This window comes from Pseudoalteromonas ardens, assembly GCF_030125445.1.
Classification (GTDB): domain Bacteria; phylum Pseudomonadota; class Gammaproteobacteria; order Enterobacterales; family Alteromonadaceae; genus Pseudoalteromonas; species Pseudoalteromonas ardens.
On record NZ_JASJUV010000003.1, the window covers coordinates 337,937 to 358,006 of the forward strand.

General features: G+C 48.7%; 12 protein-coding genes. 9 read left to right on the plus strand and 3 right to left on the minus strand.

What is annotated here, in order from left to right; translation table 11 throughout:
• Nucleotides 1-3 precede the first annotated feature (3 nt).
• Both QNM19_RS12180 and QNM19_RS12185 read left to right on the plus strand, forming a co-directional pair.
• Complete coding sequence (locus tag QNM19_RS12180; RefSeq protein WP_284026747.1) at nt 4-3,111, plus strand: efflux RND transporter permease subunit; 3,108 nt, start codon at nt 4-6, stop codon at nt 3,109-3,111.
• Nucleotides 3,112-3,182: 71 nt separating this feature from the next.
• Nucleotides 3,183-3,557, plus strand: coding sequence for a hypothetical protein (locus QNM19_RS12185; protein WP_049863615.1), 375 nt, complete (start codon nt 3,183-3,185; stop codon nt 3,555-3,557).
• 177 nt (nt 3,558-3,734) lie between these two features.
• Here QNM19_RS12185 and gorA read toward each other — a convergent pair whose 3' ends face one another.
• Nucleotides 3,735-5,093, minus strand: coding sequence for a glutathione-disulfide reductase (gorA, locus tag QNM19_RS12190; RefSeq protein WP_049863614.1), 1,359 nt, complete (start codon nt 5,091-5,093; stop codon nt 3,735-3,737).
• A gap of 253 nt (nt 5,094-5,346) precedes the next feature.
• Here gorA and prlC point away from each other — a divergent pair, with 253 nt between their 5' ends.
• The 6 genes from prlC (at nt 5,347) to QNM19_RS12220 (ending at nt 14,944) form a co-directional block, all read left to right on the plus strand.
• Nucleotides 5,347-7,392 carry an oligopeptidase A gene (gene prlC / locus QNM19_RS12195; protein WP_049863613.1) on the plus strand — a complete coding sequence of 682 codons (2,046 nt, stop codon included), beginning with the start codon at nt 5,347-5,349 and terminating at the stop codon, nt 7,390-7,392.
• 159 nt (nt 7,393-7,551) lie between these two features.
• A complete protein-coding gene (locus QNM19_RS12200; protein WP_049863612.1) occupies nt 7,552-8,691 on the plus strand; it encodes a response regulator in 1,140 nt (379 codons plus the stop codon).
• Between the two features lie 245 nt (nt 8,692-8,936).
• On the plus strand, nt 8,937-9,692 hold the full coding sequence (locus tag QNM19_RS12205; RefSeq protein ID WP_049863611.1) for a class I SAM-dependent methyltransferase: 756 nt from the start codon (nt 8,937-8,939) through the stop codon (nt 9,690-9,692).
• A 496-nt stretch (nt 9,693-10,188) separates the two neighbouring features.
• The gene (locus QNM19_RS12210; RefSeq protein ID WP_049863609.1) at nt 10,189-12,114 is read left to right on the plus strand and encodes a methyl-accepting chemotaxis protein; all 1,926 of its coding nucleotides are present in this window, start codon (nt 10,189-10,191) and stop codon (nt 12,112-12,114) included.
• Between the two features lie 139 nt (nt 12,115-12,253).
• Nucleotides 12,254-13,261: a DUF4350 domain-containing protein gene (locus tag QNM19_RS12215; protein ID WP_049863608.1), complete on the plus strand. Its 1,008-nt coding sequence runs from the start codon at nt 12,254-12,256 to the stop codon at nt 13,259-13,261.
• A 123-nt stretch (nt 13,262-13,384) separates the two neighbouring features.
• A complete protein-coding gene (locus QNM19_RS12220) occupies nt 13,385-14,944 on the plus strand; it encodes a bifunctional GNAT family N-acetyltransferase/carbon-nitrogen hydrolase family protein (protein ID WP_049863607.1) in 1,560 nt (519 codons plus the stop codon).
• An 89-nt stretch (nt 14,945-15,033) separates the two neighbouring features.
• Here QNM19_RS12220 and QNM19_RS12225 read toward each other — a convergent pair whose 3' ends face one another.
• Both QNM19_RS12225 and QNM19_RS12230 read right to left on the minus strand, forming a co-directional pair.
• Nucleotides 15,034-15,459, minus strand: a complete 426-nt coding sequence (locus QNM19_RS12225) for a hypothetical protein (protein ID WP_049863606.1) — start codon at nt 15,457-15,459, stop codon at nt 15,034-15,036.
• Nucleotides 15,460-15,470: 11 nt separating this feature from the next.
• Nucleotides 15,471-17,279, minus strand: a complete 1,809-nt coding sequence (locus QNM19_RS12230; protein WP_049863605.1) for a S8 family peptidase — start codon at nt 17,277-17,279, stop codon at nt 15,471-15,473.
• A 272-nt stretch (nt 17,280-17,551) separates the two neighbouring features.
• On the opposite strand from QNM19_RS12230, the gene QNM19_RS12235 reads away from it, so the two are divergent.
• Entirely contained in the window at nt 17,552-19,960 is a 2,409-nt protein-coding gene (locus tag QNM19_RS12235; RefSeq protein WP_284026748.1) for a PAS domain S-box protein, read from the plus strand.
• Nucleotides 19,961-20,070: the final 110 nt, after the last annotated feature.

Genomic DNA, 20,070 nt, shown 5'->3' on the forward strand with positions numbered 1-20,070 from the left:
AAGATGTTTAATTTATTAGTTAAAAGCAGCCTTAAAAACCGTTTGGTTGTGCTCTTGCTGGCCTTTGTCATGATGGCTTACGGTGTTTTGCAAGGGCAAAAACTGCCGGTTGATGTGTTTCCAAACCTGAATAAGCCAGTGGTCACCGTACTGACTGAAGCTGGGGGCATGGCCCCTGAAGAAGTCGAACAACTGGTGACGTTTCCACTTGAGAATTTGCTCAATGGTGTGACCGGTGTCACGCGGATCCGCTCAACATCAGGCATTGGTTTATCCATTGTTTACATTGAATTTGAGTGGGATACGGATATTTACCGCAATCGCCAGCTGGTCTCAGAGCGGCTGGATTTAGCCTCAGAGCAATTGCCTGCGGGCATTACTTCGGTGATGGGGCCGGTATCGTCCATTATGGGTGAAGTCATGTTAATTGCCTTACCCGTTGATGAGCAGGGCGACACCGATGCAATGGCTGCCAGAGAATATGCCGATTTTGTTTTACGACCACGTTTACTGGCCATTCCCGGTGTTTCGCAGGTGATCCCGATTGGCGGCGAAGTACGCCAGCTGCGCGTTTCGCCCGACACGGTGCGTATGCGTCAACATAAAGTGAATTTGGAATCGCTTCAGGCCTCTGTCAGTGATTTTGCCGCTAACTTTGGTGGTGGCTTTGTTGATTTGAACAATCAAGAGTACCTGATCCGCCATCAGGGGCGTACCTTAGACGTTAACCATCTTAAAAACCTGGCGGTAGGCTGGCACGAGGGTCGTCCGGTGTTGCTATCCGAAGTTGCATCGGTGAGTTATGCGGCTGCTGAAAAGCGCGGTGATGGTGGCTTTAATGGCAAGCCCGCGGTGGTGATCAATGTGCAAAAACAACCTAATGCCGATACGGTTCAGTTAACAACGCAAATTGAAGCGGCGCTGACTGAGTTAAATACAGGGTTACCAAGAGGTATTGCGCAGCCGCAGGTCCTGTTCCGTCAGGCCGACTTTATCAAATCGTCAATTGATAATGTCACTGAAGCCCTGCGAGATGGCGCAATCATGGTTACAATTGTGCTGTTTTTGTTCCTGCTATCAGTTAAAACAACCATTATTTCACTGTTTGCCATTCCGCTTTCCTTAGCTGTCACTGTGTTGATTTTCCAGTGGCTCGGTCAGAGTATTAACGTGATGACGTTGGGGGGGCTTGCTATTGCGATTGGTGAACTCGTGGATGACTCAGTGGTGGATGTAGAGAACATTCTGCGCCGTTTAAAACAAAATGCACAACTGCGCTCGCCAAAGTCAGTGTTTGAGGTGGTCTGGCAAGCCAGTGTTGAGGTGCGTTCGGGTATTGTCTACGCAACCGCCATTGTTATTCTGGTGTTTTTACCTTTGTTTGCGTTACCAGGTATTGAGGGGCGGCTGTTTTCACCGCTTGGCCTTGCTTATATCGTGGCGATCCTCGGCTCGTTATTAGTGTCGATGACCGTCACACCAGTGCTATGTTATTACTTGCTGCCTAATGCCAAAGTGATCCATCAGGGTGATAGCTGGCTGGTTATTAAACTCAAGCACTTACAAAGCCTTTGGATTGACTGGGCGTTACCTAAGTCAAAGCAATTGATAGCCGTAACGGGCCTTGTCGCGGTGATTTCAGCGGCCAGCATTACGCAATTTCCCCGCGCGTTTTTACCCGCCTTTAACGAAGGCTCTCTGGTGCTCGGCATTATTTTTGAGCCGGGTACCTCGCTGAGCGAGTCAAACAAAATGGGCCATTTAGCCGAGTCTCTGCTGTTGTCTGTGCCGGAAGTCACACAGGTTGGCAGGCGAACAGGTCGCGCTGAGTTAGATGAACATGCTGAAGGGGTTCACTCGTCTGAAGTGGATGTTGATTTAATACCATCAGCGCGCAGCCGCGAAGAAGTCCTCGCTGAAATTCGTGACAAGCTTTCTGTATTGCCAGGACAAGTTGCCATTGGCCAGCCAATTTCGCATCGACTTGATCACCTGTTGTCAGGTGTCCGGGCCCAACTTGCCATAAAACTCTTTGGTGATGATTTAGAAGGTTTGCGGATCAGTGCTGAGCGGCTGCGTAAAAAGCTCGAAAGTGTACCAGGCCTGGTTGATGTCAATATTGAAAAACAAGTACTTATTCCGCAGTTGAGTGTACGTTTAAAATATAACGAACTGGCCAAATATGGCCTCACACCGGGCTCTGCATTGCGTCAGCTAAACATGCTCACCGAAGGAAGCAGTGTTACGGATGTCATTGATGGGGTGAAGCGCTTCGAACTGGTACTTAGGCTGGAGGATGCGGGTCGCACACCCAGTGCCATCGCCAATACCTTGATTGATTCACCGGCTGGGGCCATTCCAGTCTCGTATATTGCGGATATTCAATTACAGGACGGGCCTAATCAGGTGCTCAGGGAAAATGGTCGCCGTCGCTTAGTGCTTTACGCCAATAGTGAAAATGTTGATGTAAAGCAGTTGCTAAGTTCTGTTCGAGAGATAGTGGCGGAACATCAATTACCCGATGATAGTTTTATCAGCCTGGAGGGGCAATTCTTAGCACAGGAACAAGCCATGCGTTTACTGATCGTGCTTAGCGTTTTGTCATTCGCATTAATCTTTCTGGTGCTCTACTTACGTTATCAGTCAATGGTATTTGCAGTCATCATCATGTGTAGTTTGCCGATGGCTTTGATTGGTGCGGTGTTCGCCATGTGGTTGACCAAAACCTCACTATCGGTGGCCTCTGTTGTTGGTTTTATTACGCTTACAGGGATCGCAGCACGCAATGGCATTTTAAAAATAAGCCATTACTTAAATCTAATCCGCTTTGAGGGTGAGTCATTTGATAAAGCCTTGATAATACGCGGCGCAAAAGAACGATTGTCTCCGGTGCTGATGACGTCAATGGTAACGGCGTTTGCACTCATTCCGCTACTGTGGGCAGCAGATCAGCCAGGTAAGGAAATACTGCATCCGGTGGCCATTGTTATTTTTTCCGGCCTGATGAGCTCGACTCTGCTGGATACCTTATTGACCCCCTTGCTTTACTGGAAATTTGGTAAAAGACCAACGGAGCAATGGCTTAACAGTAATTCAAAAGAACTAATTTAATAAACCAATGCCCCTTTGTGAAGGAGCATCGGGGCACATTTTTACTAACAATACAAAGAGAGAAATAAAATATGAAAAACACATTGATAACACTTGCTTTCATTGCATTGAGCACACTGTTTTTTGCACCGTTTTCACAGGCGCACGGTGACACCAAACCGGTTCACGGTGGTGTCGTAAAGGTTGAGCATGAAATGGTATTTGAGCTGGTACGCGGAGAAACCGGTGCAAGCCTGTATCTTCGTGACCATGGTAAACCTTATCCAACGGCCAAAGTAACAGGTGACATCACTATACTTGCCAATGGTAAAAAGGCTGGGGCGACGTTTACTGCTGCGGGTGATAACAAAATGACCGCTGACGTTGCCATACCTGATGGCGCCAAAGTACTGGTTAAAGTGAAGGAAAGTGGCCATCACTCGGTGACGGTTCGCTTTACGTTCTAAGAAAACAGATTATTTTTAGGGTACTCACTCTTAGTGACTTGGCCCTTAAGTCAGGCTGTTGATCAGTCACGACAGCATTTGCAGTTTACCCGGTTAATCATTGCCGATGTTGCAGTATAAAAAAACGCGAGCTGCTGTAGCAGGCTCGCGCTTTGATGTTATTGCTCACAAAGAGACTTATCTCATCGTCACAAACTCTTCAGATCCCGTCGGGTGAATAGCCACAACCGAATCAAAGTCGGCTTTGGTTGCGCCCATCTTCATGGCAACGCCAAAGCCCTGGATCATTTCATCAACCGCAAAGCCGATGCCGTGTAGGCCAACGATTTTTTCGTCCTCACCGGCACACACCAGTTTCATTTTACAAGGCTGACGGTGCTGGGTCACAGCTGTGTACATGGCTGCAAAGGTTGAGGTGTAGACCTTGATGTTGTCTTCACCGTATTGTGCAACAGCTTCTGGTTCGGTCAGGCCGATGGTGCCTATTGGCGGGTGACTGAAGACCACAGTCGGGACCAGGTTGTAGTCCATTTTAGCGTCAGGCATTTCCGGGTTAAACAGGCGTTCGGCCAGCATACGACCAGCTTTTACTGCCACTGGCGTCAGCTCAATGCCGCCTTCCATGATGTCACCCAGCGCATAAATGCCAGACACTGAGGTGTTCTGGTATTCGTCTACTTTTACGTAGCCGCCGTCTGTGATGGCCACATCGGTGGCAGCCAGATTGATTTTATCAGTCACTGGCTCACGACCAATGGCCCAAATCACTTGCTCAACGGTGTGTGACTCGCCGTTTTCCAGGTGTAAAGTGACGCTGCCGTCGTCGTTCTTGCTCAGCGACTCAGGCGTGCTGTGGGTGTGCAGGGTTGGCCCTTCTTTGTCCATTACCTCGGTGAGGGTGTCAATCAGGATAGGATCAAAGTTGCGCAGCGGAGCATGCTTACGCACGAACAGGTGTGTATCTGTGCCCAGGCTGTGTAATACGCCCGCCAATTCAACGGCAATATAGCCTGCACCAATCACGGCCACGCTCTTAGGCTGTGCCTTAAGCTCAAAGAAGTCATTAGAATCAATGCCCAGCTCAGCGCCCGGAATATTCGGAATCGACGGGCGACCGCCTACGGCGATACAGATGTGGTCGGCGGTATAGTGCTCACCGTTGACTTCAACCGTGTTGTTATCAATGAATTTGGCAAAGCCATTGATCACAGTGACGCCATTGCTGGCCAGATATTTGTTATAACCCTGGTGGATGCGGCCAATGTAGGCTTCGCGGCTTTCAACCAGTTTGCCCCAGTCGAAGTCTTTAACTTCTACATCAAAGCCATAATCCGGTGCATACAGTTTAATGGCTTCGGCTACTTGTGCGCCATGCCACATGACTTTTTTGGGCACGCAGCCCACGTTTACACAGGTGCCACCCATATGTTTGGCTTCGATAAGGGCGACTTTTGCGCCACGCATTGCTGCCCGGTTGGCCGAGGCAATACCACCGCTTCCGCCACCGATGGCGATATAATCAAAATGTTGTGCCATGCTTTAATCTCTATAAATGCTGATAAATGGCCCTAGCTTAACACTATATCTGCCGGGGCAAAGTCTGGTGGGATGAATTTTTCCGATGATAGCCATCGCTTTTTCCGATGGCAACGTGATGCCGCACGTGACCAGAGAGGGCGATGTCCTGAGGCGGTCCTGTTTAATTTGTCAGGATTGACCGGGGAGCCTTGTTTTTTGTCAGGAAACACCCCAAATACATGAGATAAGCAAAGATCAACAGAGAGGCGTTATGACTAACCCGTTAATTGGCATGGAAGGCTTGCCACCGTTTTCACAAATCAAACCAGAACATGTTGTAGAGGCACTTAAACAGGCGATTACGCACTGCCGTGATACCATAGACACGGTGCTCAAAAACGATGCATATAGCTGGGAAAACCTGGTTTTGCCACTCGAAGAAGCCGATGACAAACTATCTCGTATGTGGTCGCCGGTGTCGCACATGCACTCGGTTGTCAACAACGACGCCTTGCGTCAGGCCTATGATGCCTGCTTGCCGCTGATCTCAGAATACAGCACCTATGTTGGTCAGCATCAGGGGCTCTACGCAGCCTATAAATCGCTAAAAGACTCTGACACCTTTGCAGCGCTGAGCACGGCACAGCAAAAAACCATCAATAATGCACTGCGTGACTTCCAGTTGTCGGGCATTGCACTGGCCCCTGAGCAGCAACAGCGTTACGGCGAGATCAGCGCGCGTTTATCTGAGCTGGCAGCGAAGTTTGGTAACAATGTGATGGATGCAACTCAAGCCTGGACTAAGCATGTGACTGATGAAGCCGAATTGTCTGGTTTACCTGAATCCGCATTGGCATTGGCAGCACACACGGCGCAGAGTAAAGAACTGGAAGGCTGGCTATTTACCTTAGATATTCCATCGTATCTGCCTGTGATGACTTATGCAGATAACCGCTCGCTGCGTGAAGACATGTACCGTGCTTTTGTGACACGTGCGTCAGATCAGGGTCCAAATGCCAAAGAATTTGATAACTCAGAGATCATGCGTGAGGAGCTGGCTCTGCGTTATGAGCTGGCACAGTTGCTGGGCTTTGACAGTTATGCAGATAAATCACTGGCCACTAAAATGGCGCAGTCACCAGAGCAAGTCTTTGCCTTTTTAAATGACCTGGCGTTGCATGCCAAGCCACAGGCAGAGAAAGAGCTGGCCGAACTGAAAGCATTTGCAGAAAAAGAGCATGGGGCCACTGAGCTGGCGGCCTGGGACTACGGTTACTATGGCGAAAAGCTAAAACAGGCTAAATATGCCATTTCTGATGAGCTATTACGTCCTTACTTCCCGGCAGATACCGTATTAAAAGGCTTGTTCGAAACCGTTAACCGTCTGTTTGGTATTAAGGTCACAGAGGTTCAGGATTTCGATACTTATCATCCTGATGTGCGTTTTTTCGCTATCCATGATGCACAAGATACCTTGCGTGGCCATTTCTATCTGGACCTGTACGCTCGCGAACATAAGCGCGGCGGTGCCTGGATGGACGACTGCATGGGCCGTAAGGTACGCGCCAGCGGTGAGTTGCAAACTCCCGTTGCCTATCTGGTGTGTAACTTCAACAAAGCGGTCGGTGATAAACCGGCGTTGTTTACGCACTATGAAGTCACGACGTTATTCCATGAGTTTGGTCATGGTATTCATCATATGCTGACTCAGGTCGATGCGGCACCGGTTGCGGGCATCAACGGGGTTGCCTGGGATGCGGTAGAGTTGCCAAGCCAGTTCCTGGAAAACTGGTGCTACGAGGAAGAGGCGCTGGCCTTTATTTCTGGTCACCACGAGACTGGCGAGCCGTTGCCAAAAGCACTGCTCGACAAACTGCTGGCAGCGAAAAACTTCCAGTCCGCGATGCAGATGCTGCGTCAGCTTGAGTTCTCTTTGTTTGATTTCCATATTCACAGCGATTTTGATGCAGATAAACCGTGTCAGATCCAGCAAACACTGAATGCCGTTCGGGAAAAAACCGCGGTTGTAAAAGCGCCTGAATTTAATCGTTTCCAGCACAGCTTTAGCCATATTTTTGCTGGTGGTTATAGCGCAGGTTATTACTCTTATAAGTGGGCTGAAGTCCTGTCTGCGGATGCGTTTTCCCGGTTTGAAGAAGAAGGGATTTTCAATCGCCAGACTGGTGCGGACTTTATGCAGCATATTCTGGAGAAGGGTGGCTCAGAAGAGCCAATGGCTTTGTTTACCCGTTTCCGTGGTCGTGAGCCCAGTGTAGACGCACTGCTGCGTCACAGTGGTATCGAAAAAGCGGCATAATCGCCCCTATGCTGGTGGCGTTTTGAACATCTGTTCCCCGCGTGTCACCAGCACCGACTCAAAAACACCACATAAGTACGTTGTGTGGTGTTTTCCATTCGCAAATTAGACAGTTCACGCTATGCTGTTCTAAAGAACAAACCTTGTAGGGAATGCTGCATGAGCAATCTAGTACTGGCCATTGACGACGATAAACTGGTACATCACATTGTTGAACAATCTTTACTGCACAGCTGCAAAGTCATCCATGCCTACAGTGGCGAAGAAGGGCTGGAAATGGCAGCACAGCAGCACCCGGATATTATTTTACTCGATATTGAAATGCCTGGCCCCTCCGGGTTTGAGGTGTGTGAGCGACTCAAAGCCAACCCTCAGTTGTGTGATATTCCGGTGATGTTCTTATCTTCCAAAAGTGCCACCTCTGAGCGCATGCGCGGCTACAACGCTGGTGGCGCCGACTACATTGTCAAACCCTTTGACAGCGATGAAATGCTGGCCCGTATTAAAGTACTCGATGAGTATCGCCGTCAGTCACTTAAGCTGAAGCAGGATGTGCAGAAAGCGCAAATCACGGCCGAAATTGCCATGTCGGATTCGGGTGATATGGGCCGCATTATGCGGTATGTGGGCCAGTCTTATCATGCCCATGACCTGAATACGCTGTCGGAGTATTTCTTTGAGTTTTTTGTGCCTTTGCAGCTGCAGGTTGCCGTCGCATTTTGGTATCACGACAGTGAAGTGTTTTATTCTCAGGAAGGTGCTATTCAGCCTTTGGAGCAGGAGCTGCTCGAAAAACACCGTGATGGCGACCGGTTTGTCGACTTTGGCCGTCGCACCATTATTAACTATCCCAAAGTCTCACTGCTGATCAAAAACATGCCAACCGATGATGTGGGCTTGTACGGGCGTTACAAAGATCTGCTGCCGCATATACTAGAAGCCACCAATGCTAAAATCAAAGATATGGAGGTCAGCGAAGTCGCCCTCAATAAAGTGGAGCAAATTGGTCTGGCATTTGAAGAGCTGAGCGACCAGCTGGGCGAGGTGGCTAATGGATTTAATGATAAACTGAGCCAGTTTTCTGATTATGTGAGTGACGGGCAGACCAATGGCAAGCAGGCTGAAGTTAAGCAGTTGTATGAGCACTTTTCACTGATCAATGACGACTTTTCGATTATCCGTTACAAGCTGGGGGAGATCACAGAAGTGCGCCATGAACTGATCCAGAGCCTTAACCAGATGGCCAAACCCTGGAGCGAGGAAGATGTGCCCGCCCAGACCGACATTGAATTGTTCTAATACCAATTTCACTTAATACCTGGTCTATTTGAAGGAGCAAATAGGACGCTAACAGCGTTAAAAATTTCTCATTTAGAGCAACTAAATAGCAAAATTTTTGCCTTGTTATCGACTCTATTTTCTCGCCTCAAAATAGACCACTTAATTAAGCAAACTGGTATAACTTTTTCAGGCACAGACACAAAGATTTCATAACCTGGATGATCCAGATATAATCTCTGCGTTACTATTTGCGGAGCCTGCTGTTGATCATCCACACCCCTTTTGCCGAAAACCGACCTTATCTTGCGCGTATAGAGCAGCAGTTTGCGCTGCATGACTGGCAGCAGGCCAATCCTAATTTTCGTCTGACTTATGATGAAGCGGGTTTGCAGTTGCTAAAACTGGATGAGCCAAAGCTCGGTGGCATACGGGTAGACTTTGTCACGGGTGCCAGTGCGCACCGTCGTAAGTTTGGCGGTGGTAAAGGGCAGGCTATTGCCAAGGCGGTGGGGCTCAATAAAGGGGCGACCCCTGTGGTACTCGATGCAACCGCAGGTCTGGGACGCGATGCCTTTGTGCTGGCTGCGTTGGGTTGCGAAGTGATATTACACGAACGCCACCCAGTGGTGGCTGCCTTGCTGTTTGATGGTCTGGAGCGCGCCTATCAGGATAGTGAAATCGGCAGCTGGATGCAGCAAAATATGCGAATGATCTTTGGTTCCAGTCATGACTTGTTAGCGCAGAGTGCGTTAAATCCGGACGTTGTTTATCTGGACCCTATGTTTCCGCATCGTGAGAAATCAGCCCAGGTGAAAAAAGAAATGCGGGTGTTCCAGTCTCTGGTAGGGGGAGATGCCGACGCCGATGCCTTATTGCCATTCGCTTATGCACTGGCCACCAAGCGGGTCGTGGTTAAACGCCCGGATTATGCGCCTTTCCTGAACGAGCAAAAACCCAGTATGCAGATAGAAACCAAAAAGAATCGTTTTGATGTTTATGTTAAAGCTGCGATGAAATAGCGCTATGTTTGCTTAACTTTTGTGTCTGTCACTCATCCGACATTGGATACGGGTACTGCTTAACGGTCAATCGGCAAGCCTGCTCTTTATTCATTCATTGCATTAAGTGCAGTTACTCTGTACTTGATGCGGGACCCGCCAAAAGGCAACGTGGGAGTCGGCATTTCGCTCATTGATTGCAATCAGCCCTGCCACTTGGGTGTTAGCCGGACAACCTTTTGCTTATTTTTGGCTAAAAAACAAGCTGAAAATAGAACAAGTCACCACTCTGTTTTGTGCTAAGAGGGGTTTTATCGCATCGGCAGAGTCTGAAATTGACTATTCTGAGCAGGCTGTCATCTGCATGAAGTAAAGTTCCTGTAAAAGGTAGAGAGTTCTCCTACGCCAAAAGTATGTTTTTAAAACCGACTGTCTATTTTCTGATCAATCTACATCAAATTGTCATAAAACATTAATAGTCTACGCCCGAATTTGAATCAATATGGCTGTAGTATCTATGCGTGTTTCTACCTTTACCCGGCTGCTTGCCGTGTTACTGGCTCTTGCCAGTATCGTGCTGGCTGCCACTCTGTTTTGGGCCAGTCAGGTCTTTAGTGAATTAGATAAACAAAACAACGCTTATGTTACGCTGAAAAACACCATACTGATCGATTTAGCCGGTACGATCGAAGACTATCTGAGCAGTGGCGACAGCCAGGAGCTTAGCAAAGCCAGCGGACAAATAGCGCAACTTAAACAGCAGCAATTGACAGCGTTGCCTTCAACGCTTGCCAGCGATATGACCAGCCAGCTTGATGCACTCGATGCGGACATCAATGGCAAATATCGTGCGCTGGGCAAGCTGTCGGGCAACGAAATGGCATTACTGGACAATGCCATCAGGCAGATGTCAGGCTCAGCGTCATCACTAATGAGTTACACCGCCAAAGCCCCTGAGCATCCGCTAGCACCACGTTACTATGCTCTGGCTTCAGACTATTATGGTGAAGTGACTAACCTGAGCATTTACACCTACCAGCTCGTGATCCATTTTGAACAGCAAACACGTCAGAATCTGATGAACAGTGTGCGTCGTCTTCAGGAGCTGGCGCAACAAATCGATCGCCTTGGCAATCTGGGGGTGATGAGTGAAATTGATGAAGATGAGCTGTTTCTGGGCGCGGAAGCTGAAGATCTGGCTTTAGAGATTAAAGCTGAGCTGATCAGCTGGCCGAAACGGTTTAGTCGCGACCTGGAAAATACCCTGGCCCAGGCCGAGCAGCGCCAGCAGGGCATGGCGCAATTAAGAGGCGATATTAAGGACATTTCGGCACTGGTGCTGAGTGCGGAAGTGGCACTACAAGCCGAGCAAAATTCACTGAAGAAAAACGTCTTTACTATCTTTGGAGTAGCGATTGGCTTGCTGGTGCTATTGGCCATTGCCGTTTACATTGTTCAGTTTAGCCAGGTGCTGACGCCACTGCGTCAGTTGCGTAATGGCTTTGCGTTCCTGATAGAGAGCAATGAGCTGAAAAACATCGACAGCCAGAATGCCAATACCGAAATCGGTGAAATCGCCAGTTACTTTAACCAACTGATTGAACGTCAGCGTGGTGAAGCCGAGGAGCGCGAACAAATGCTGGCGGTGATCAATGACTTTATGCAGGATATGAACACCAACCTGGCCAGTATCAGTGAACTGGCTGAGACTACCTCAACACAGGTAGAGCAAAACCAGGACCAGCTGGATGAGATTAAAGCGCTGGGTCTGGAAGCCAGCGAAATCAACCAACAGGTATCTGATAATGCGGGTGAAACCTTCTCTGCAATGAAACAGAGTGTCGGTTACGCTGAGTCGATGCTAAGCGCAAGTTCCAGCACACAACAACGGGTTGAGCAAGGCTTGTCCAGCCTCAATGAGCTGCTCAATGGCGTTGCTGATGTGGGCAAAGTGATCGAAATGATCCGCACCATTGCAGAACAAACCAATTTGCTGGCTCTGAACGCCGCCATTGAATCTGCGCGTGCGGGTGAGCATGGACGTGGGTTTGCTGTGGTGGCCGATGAAGTGCGTAAGCTGGCGCAACAAACGCAGGACTCACTCTCTGACATCAATGAACAGCTGAATATTCTCAGCGATAACTCAAGCAAAGTGTCTTCACAGATCAGCGCGCTGGCCGATGAAGCGCAGCAGCAGACCGAGCATGCTCAGGAGTTAAAGGGGAACTCTGAAGGCGTCGCAGAGCGCGCGCAAAGTGCCAGTCAGGTTGCTGAGCATGCCATGGAACTGGCGCAGCAGCAAAGTACACTGGTTGATAACTTCAGCAGCGCAATGGCCACGATGAAGCAGCAGGTGAATGGCTCTAACCAGCAGGTACGTGATATTCAGCACAGCCTGCAGGAACAAATGGCCAAAATCCGTGAGAGTATCGGGATTCGATAATCGTTGCGGTCACTGAGTTAACTTATCTGCTCGCCTGACGTGTTAAGCGAGCAGAAGCTCTGGCTGTTCTTTTCTGGTAAGTCGCCGGATCTTTGTTAATACTTGCCAAAGCATGATGGAAAAGTAAGGACAGCACACAATGAATTGGCTAGCCAAAGCGTTGACTGCGGGCCTGCTCACCGTGGGCGTAGGGTCAGGCTTGATTGCCTGTACCGACAGTACCCAGCAGGGCGACCCGGACTTCACACCCCAGAACACCGAACGGCGTTTCTCAGCAAATAACAGCCCATTGGTGTTGTTTGATGAGGCACACCATAACTTTCTGACTATGCATGGCCGCTATCAGGCTTTCACCCAAGTATTGAAAAGTGATGGCTATACCGTGAAAGCCAGCAGTCAGCCTTTTAGCACAACGCACTTAAACCAGGCCGATATCCTTGTGATAGCCAATGCGCTGGACCGTCACCGCACAGACTGGAGTCCCCCTTTTGGTATGGCGTTTACTGCGCAAGAGGTGAGCGCGGTTATCGGCTGGATAGAGCAGGGCGGATCGCTGTTTTTAGTGGCAGATCATACGCCATTTCCCCGCGTGATCGATAATCTGGCGACTGCGCTGGGTGTTGAATTCAGTCATGGCCATGTGGGCGAAGCGCAGTTTAGCACCGCTGATAATACCCTCGCACAACATGCGATTACGCTGGCCGTGGTGCCCGCACTGAGAACCTTGCCCGGTGGGATGTCTATGACCGGGTTTGGCGTAACCAGTGCGGTTGGTGGGGCAGCATCTGCCGCAGCAGAGCAATCGACAGGTCAAATAGAGCGGGTGCGTTCTTTTGGCGGATCGGCGTTTAAAGTACCACAAGATGCTGTCTCATTACTGACGCTTGGCGCTGATAAGATAGCGGTGACACCAGATGTCCCCTTTCAGATCACCGCCGACAGTCCTCGTGTGGATGTCTCTGGCTGGAGCCAGGGCGCCGTATTCGAGTTTGGGAAAGGCCGCGTTGCGGTATTTGCAGAAGGCATGATGTTCTCTTCTCAGGTTGATAGCAAAAGTGGCAAAAAATATGGTCTGGCTTCTCCTGGTGCCGAGCACAACGAGGGGTTTTTACTGAATGTGATGCATTGGCTGGCTCGTGCTGAGTAAACCAGAACACCCCCATGCTTAACTTTGCTGCGCCAATTTGTGCGCTTATTTTGCAGCGACTATCTTTAACTAAGGTGGTCGTATAACACCGTAAACAGTGAATATTGCAAAGCAGGAGCCACAATGAGCGACGGTAATTTAACGGAGAACTTTGAACATAAACTCAATCTGCGTAGCCTGGAGGCAGATGATTACAGAGATCTTAAAGAGGTCATGGCCATTGTCTATCCAGACTTAGGCGGGGCTCCTTCAGAAAAACAATTTAAGGCTCAGCTCTCTAGTTTTCCCGAAGGCCAGATCTGTATTGAGGACCATAGTAAAGTCGTCGCTGCTGCATTCTCATTGATTGTGGATTACGACAAGTTTGGCGATCATCACACCTATGACGAGATCACTGGTGATGCCTATCTGACCACCCACGACCCACTCGGCGACGTGTTGTACGGTGCCGAAGTCTTTGTTCACCCCGATTACCAGGGCATGCGCCTCGGGCGGCGGTTATATGAAGCCAGAAAAGAGCTCTGCCAGAGTCTTAATCTTAAATCGATTGTGGCGGGCGGGCGTATTCCCAACTATCAGCACCATGCCAGTGAGATGTCGCCACAGAAGTATATTGAACTGGTCAAAAAGAAAGAAATTTACGACCCCATTTTGAGCTTCCAACTGTCTAATGATTTTGAGGTCAAACGGGTGCTCAACAAATACCTGCCTGAAGACAAAGAATCAAAAGGCTACGCCACTTTGCTGGAATGGACTAATCTTTACTACGAACGCAATGAAGTGCCGCTGTTTGGTGCGGTGAAAAAGTCGGCCCGGGTCGGTTGTGTGCAATGGCAAATGCGGCCACTGCATTCTGTGGAAGAGCTGACACAGCACGTGGAGTTTTTTATCGATGCTCTGGCTGATTACCAATGTGATCTGGCGTTGTTACCTGAGCTGTTTAATGCGCCTCTGATGGGCATTGAAGCGCACGAAAACTCATTGGATTCAATCAAAGCGCTGGCTGAATTCTCGACTGAAGTGGTGGAGGCTATTTCGCATCTGGCGGTGAGTTATAACATCAATATTATTGCTGGCTCCATCCCGGTGATTGAAGACAAAGCCCTCTACAATGTGTCCTACTTCTGCCGTCGCGATGGCACCATAGAATCGCAAACCAAGATCCACCCGACCCCCTATGAAAAAAGTGCCTGGATCATGCAAGGCGGCGACAGTCTGAACGTGTTTGACACCGATTTTGGCAAAATAGGCATCCTCATCTGTTATGACGTGGAATTCCCTGAACTGGGACGGTTACTCTCAGAGCAGGGCATGCAGATCTTGTTTGTCCCATTCTGGACCGATACTAAAAATGCTTATTTGCGGGTACGCTGTTGTGCTCAAGCCCGTGCCATAGAAAACGAATGCTATGTAGTGACGGCTGGCAGTGTGGGCAACTTACCTAAGGTCGATGGCGCAGATATTCAGTATGCCCAGTCTGCGGTGTTCTCGCCCTCAGATTTTGCGTTTCCTCACGATGCTACTATGGCTGAAACCACTCCCAACACAGAGATGACCTTGATAGTCGATTTGGATCTGGAGAAGCTACACGAGCTGCGTCACGAGGGCTCCGTCAGAAACTACCTGGATAGAAGGCGGGACTTGTATCGAATTAACTGGCTGGGCGAGCAAAAAGTTAAGTGATTGAGATAGGCGCATGTGATGAACATGCGCTGAGACTATGGCTGCTCAGAAGAGCTACCCAGCACTTGAGTGCTGGGTTTGTTTGCCCGTTACTCTGACTCCAGGCCTTCGATATCAATACCAAATTGGGTGCTGGTCACCCCTGCCAGGCCCTCGATATGGGCTTTAAAGGCATTGAGCTCTGTACCAGGTTGTGCTGCGAAGATGGCACGGTTAGCCCGGACATAAACCAGTTCCAGGTTATGTGCCGCAGCAAATTCCTGTGCATTGATGAGCGGCTCCAGTTCTGCAACCACTTCACCGGTTAAAATGTAGGTGGTACCGGTTTTAGCATCTGTGATTGCTACACCGGTTAGCAGGCGCTCACTGGCAGAGAGATAACTTTTGCCGTTGAGTGTCACGCTATGGCTGAGTGTTGTACTGAGCGGCTGCGCTTCATACACTTCGTTGCTGGATGCACTGGCAGTTGAAATTCCGCAGGCAAGTAATGCGGTGGTGATTAAGTGTTTTTTCATGTCAGTACTCCTTATTTACGACCGATGAAGCGAATGTCCCACGACTTCAGCAGGCCATTTTCTGAATTGTTTCTGTGCACCATGTTGATGTTAGGTGCACCCGCTGCACGCGGGTCGAAAACATAGAACTCGTCCTGAGCTGCCGTATCGATGACACGCAGGGTCCATTCACCTTGTGCCTGCTCACCATAGAAATGATGGGTTAGCATTTGTGTATTTTCCATGCCGTTTTGTCCCAGGATGGTACCTGTGCGGGGAGTCATGATCACACTGCGCGTACCTGACGGAGAAATCAGTTCGATCGCCAAATCTCTCGTGCTGGTGTGGTCGATGTTTACACGTACCTGAATGGCATCGACTGTCATCGCTTCTGTTGACTGATAAGTGCTTGATACCCCGTTGATATCACCGTCTGGAATGGCACTGTTGGCTGTCACTGTAAAGCGGTCTGTTTGTGTAAACTGACCCAGCTGTTCGTCATAGAAGCGCGCCATGTTTACGGCTGCGTCCACGTCTACCGCACCGAAGCCATAGAAGTTATGGAAGGCATAGCCTGCGGCGTTGGTTTGCCAGGCGTCAATGGCCTGATAACTGACCGTGTCACCTTGCGCAGTTTCAAACGACAGTGCCACACCGGCGTTATCCGGATCGATTTGTCTGGCTGTGCTGGCCAGAATGTGACGCACATCTTGCCAGCTCAATGCCGGATTGGCAGACATGATCAGGGCAATGGCACCCGCAGCGCTTGGTGCTGCCGAAGACGTTCCGTTGAAGCGCGCGCCATAATCACAGTTCGGATCCAATGGATGACCGCCATGCAAGTCATTGCGACCATAAGCCGGGTTGTAGCCAGCGTCACAGCCGGTCAGATCGGTTGTGATCATTGCCGGAGTATAGACACCATATTGACCGCCCGTGGCTGATACAAATACTGCTGAGCCAACAGTGGAGTATGAGGACAACTGGCCATCGGCGTTGTAGGCCGACACAACCATATTCCAAAATGAGGTATCCATTTGTTCCAGGTTGACGTTCTGTAAAGGCAGACCATGGTTGCTGTTTTCAAAGCGCAGGTAGCCAGAGCCAAAACGAGGGTCGGTAAAAGTTTGTCTGGCGTAGCCATTACCCGCTGATTTAACGAACAGGGCACCCCGTCCACCATGGGTGGTGCGGGTGATCTCTTCCTGGGCATCTTCATAGGTTTTCAGCCAGGGATCGACTGTGTAGTCAAAGCTGTCTGGTGCAGACATAGTCCGGCCATAGCTTTGGTTAAAAATTCTTGGAAAATCAAAAGAGTGCTTATTATAGCCATCTGAGTACATGCCGTGTGACTGTAGCCAGTTCGCGGTGTTGTAGTTGCCTGATGAGATCAGGTTAAAGCCAACAATACCAGCGCGTGGTGCGATGCCTCGCCCACCAATGCCGTTAAAGGCGCTGGCAGCAATGATCCCGGCAACCGAGGTGCCGTGACGATCAGTGGGGCCACCAGGGATCAGATCCGGTGTATCAGTGGTAAAGTTCCAGGAACCAGGGCGCACGTTGTCACGCAGATCCGGGTGGGTTAGCTCTACGGCGCCATCGATCACCGCCGCGGTCACACCTGTGCCCAGAATGCCCAGCGCATGGGTCAGTGACAAGTTCATGTCTTCACCGGCTTTGCCGCCTCTGTCAGAGAATGCCGCCTGACCTGTATTTTGCAAATGCCACTGATGAGAGACCAGAGGATCGCCTGGCATTAGTGGATAATCATTAGCCGAGACGGCCACACTGTGAGTAGCAGCAATACAGGCTGCCAGTATTGTGAGCTTAGTTCTTATCATAAATTAGTTTCTTCTCGTTTACATTTGTACCTGCTGTTTGTGTACCCTATATTGTCACATTTGAAAATGCAAGGTTGCATTTTGTTTTTATAATGGGGTTTTTTATTTGTTTTTTTGTTTGTTTTGACTAGTTGGTGTGGCTTTTTACTGCAATCGCAAATGAGGTTGTTGGAACTGCATCAGATTGATCTAGCCAATGCAAAAGCACTTTGGCTTTATCATCCGTTTTTTTTCGCCTACATTTTTAGCATGAACACTTCTATGACTTCAGTATGGCTAAATTACCGGATGTAAATATTTTGGACGGAACACCACAATTAGATGCTGAACCCGCGCAGTTTCCGCCCAGTATGAGTGAAACTGAGTTGCTTCAATTTCTGAAGTTGTCAATGGAGTATGCGACCGATGAAATCTTATGGATCAGCTCTGACTCTGAAATCCTGTATCTCAACAATGCAGCAAGTAAAAAATTGGGTTATGCACAGGGTGAACTGATTGGATCGCACATTTGGGAGTGTAACCCCGGTTTCGCACCAAAAAGCTGGGCTGAGTTTTGGCTGAGGGTGCAGAGTAACAAGCACATCGATTTCGAAACTCAACATCAGCATAAAAGAGGCGCGCGTTTTCCTGTCAGGGTTCGTGGACATTTGGTTGAACATGGCGCTAAGAAGTCTTTGCTGGCATTTGTCTCTGATCTTGAAGTCCCTATGCATACATTGGGCGGGGCCAGTTTACAGATTGAAACTTTGCTCGAACAAGAAAGGCAAAAGTTTGCGGAGTTTGTGGATCTTGCACCGATTGGTATCGCAATTAACTATCTGGAAGATGGCCGGTTCGATTATATCAACGCAGAATTTAGTCGTTTTACGGGGTACAGTGTTGATGAATTAAATCAGATGGATTACTGGCAACTCACGCCAAAAAAATATGCTGATCAAGAAGCTAAGCAACTTGCTGACATGGCAGAAACGGGGCGTTATGGACCATATCAGAAAGAGTATATTCATAAGCTAGGGCACACCTATCCCGTATTGTTATCAGGCATTTTGATAACCGATGTTACTGGTCAGGACTTTATCTGGTCCGTCGTTCAGGACATTTCAAAACAAAAAGAAGTGGAAGAGCAAATTCGTGCAGCTAAGGAAAAGGCAGATGTCAGTGCATTTAGAATGCAATTAGCGAATGATTCTGCCGGGATAGGTGTATGGGAATGGGATTTGCTGACCAATGCACTGGTATGGGATGACTGGATGTACAGGTTGTATGGTATCTCGGAAGAAACATTCTCAGGTGCTTATGAAGCCTGGGAGAATAGTGTTCACTCTGATGATATTGCCTCAGCTAGAGCTTTGCTTGAATCGGCAATCGCAGGAACAGGTTACTACGATACTGAGTTTAGAGTGGTCCATCCCGATGGGCGGATAAGAACCATGAAAGCGACAGCTGAGGTGATCCGAAATGAACAAAATCAGGCCGTTAAAGTCATTGGTGTTAACTATGATATCACTGAAAAAGTGACTGCCATGAAAACCATGATTAAGGCTAAGCAAGAAGCGGAAAACGCAGCTAAAGCTAAAAGTGATTTTCTTGCCAATATGAGCCATGAGATCCGGACGCCGATGAACGCTATATTGGGCGGGCTACAATTGCTTCATCAAGCTAGGTTGGAACCTGATTTAAAAGTTATCTTGGACAATGCGGCTTTTTCGGCTCAAAGCTTGCTGACAGTTATCAATGATATTCTGGATTATTCTAAAATTGAGTCTAATCAGTTAACGCTGGAGCAGGTGCCCTTTTCGTTGATTGATGTGTTGGATTCAGTGAAATATGACCTGGATAGTATTGTAAGCAAAAAAGGGATTGAATTGATTGTGACCATTGAGTCGTCATTTACAGACGGCTGGCTGGGCGATCTTGTCAGAGTCAAACAGGTGTTACTCAATCTTATCTCTAATGCAGTGAAGTTTACGGATCAGGGCTGTGTTAAAGTGATTGTGAGCTGCACAGAGCAGAATAACCAACAGGCGCTCTGTATTGATGTGATTGATTCAGGGATAGGGATGAGCGTAGAAGCTCAGCAGCGGATTTTTGAGCGTTTTGCTCAGGCGGATAGTTCAACTACACGAAAATATGGTGGAACAGGTTTAGGGATGTCTATCACGCTGAGCCTTGTTAAGTTAATGAATGGCTCTTTGGATTTAATCAGTAAAGTGGGAGAGGGCACCCAAATTAAGGTTGTATTACCCTTGGAGAAAACAGTACTTAAATCGAGTGGCCAAAAAAGTGAATCGTTATCGCCGCCAGATTTGACGGGGAAACACATTCTAGTTGCCGAGGATAATAAGATTAACCAAATGTTGATCAAGGCAATTTTAAAAAGTACACAGGCAGCACTGACAATTGTCGAAAATGGCACTCAGGCTGTCGACGCGGTAATGCATACTCACTTTGATTTAATACTGATGGATATTCACATGCCAGAAATGGATGGCAACGAAGCGCAGCGTCAAATTAGCAAGAGTCATGCGGACATGCCTGTTATTGCACTGACTGCGAATGTGATGACAGAAGATGTGAAAGGGTATTTGGCACAGGGATTTGTGGCGCATGTTGGCAAGCCTATAGATATGAATAATCTATATCAGGTGTTAGCGCGTTTTTCGACCTCTTCAGAGCCGTGAGCCGATATGATTACGTAAGCAATACGCATTATGGGTTGTAAAAAAAGAAGCCGCTTAGCGGCTTCTTTTTTATACTTAACTCTGAGCCAGATAACTGACTCTGGCTAAAA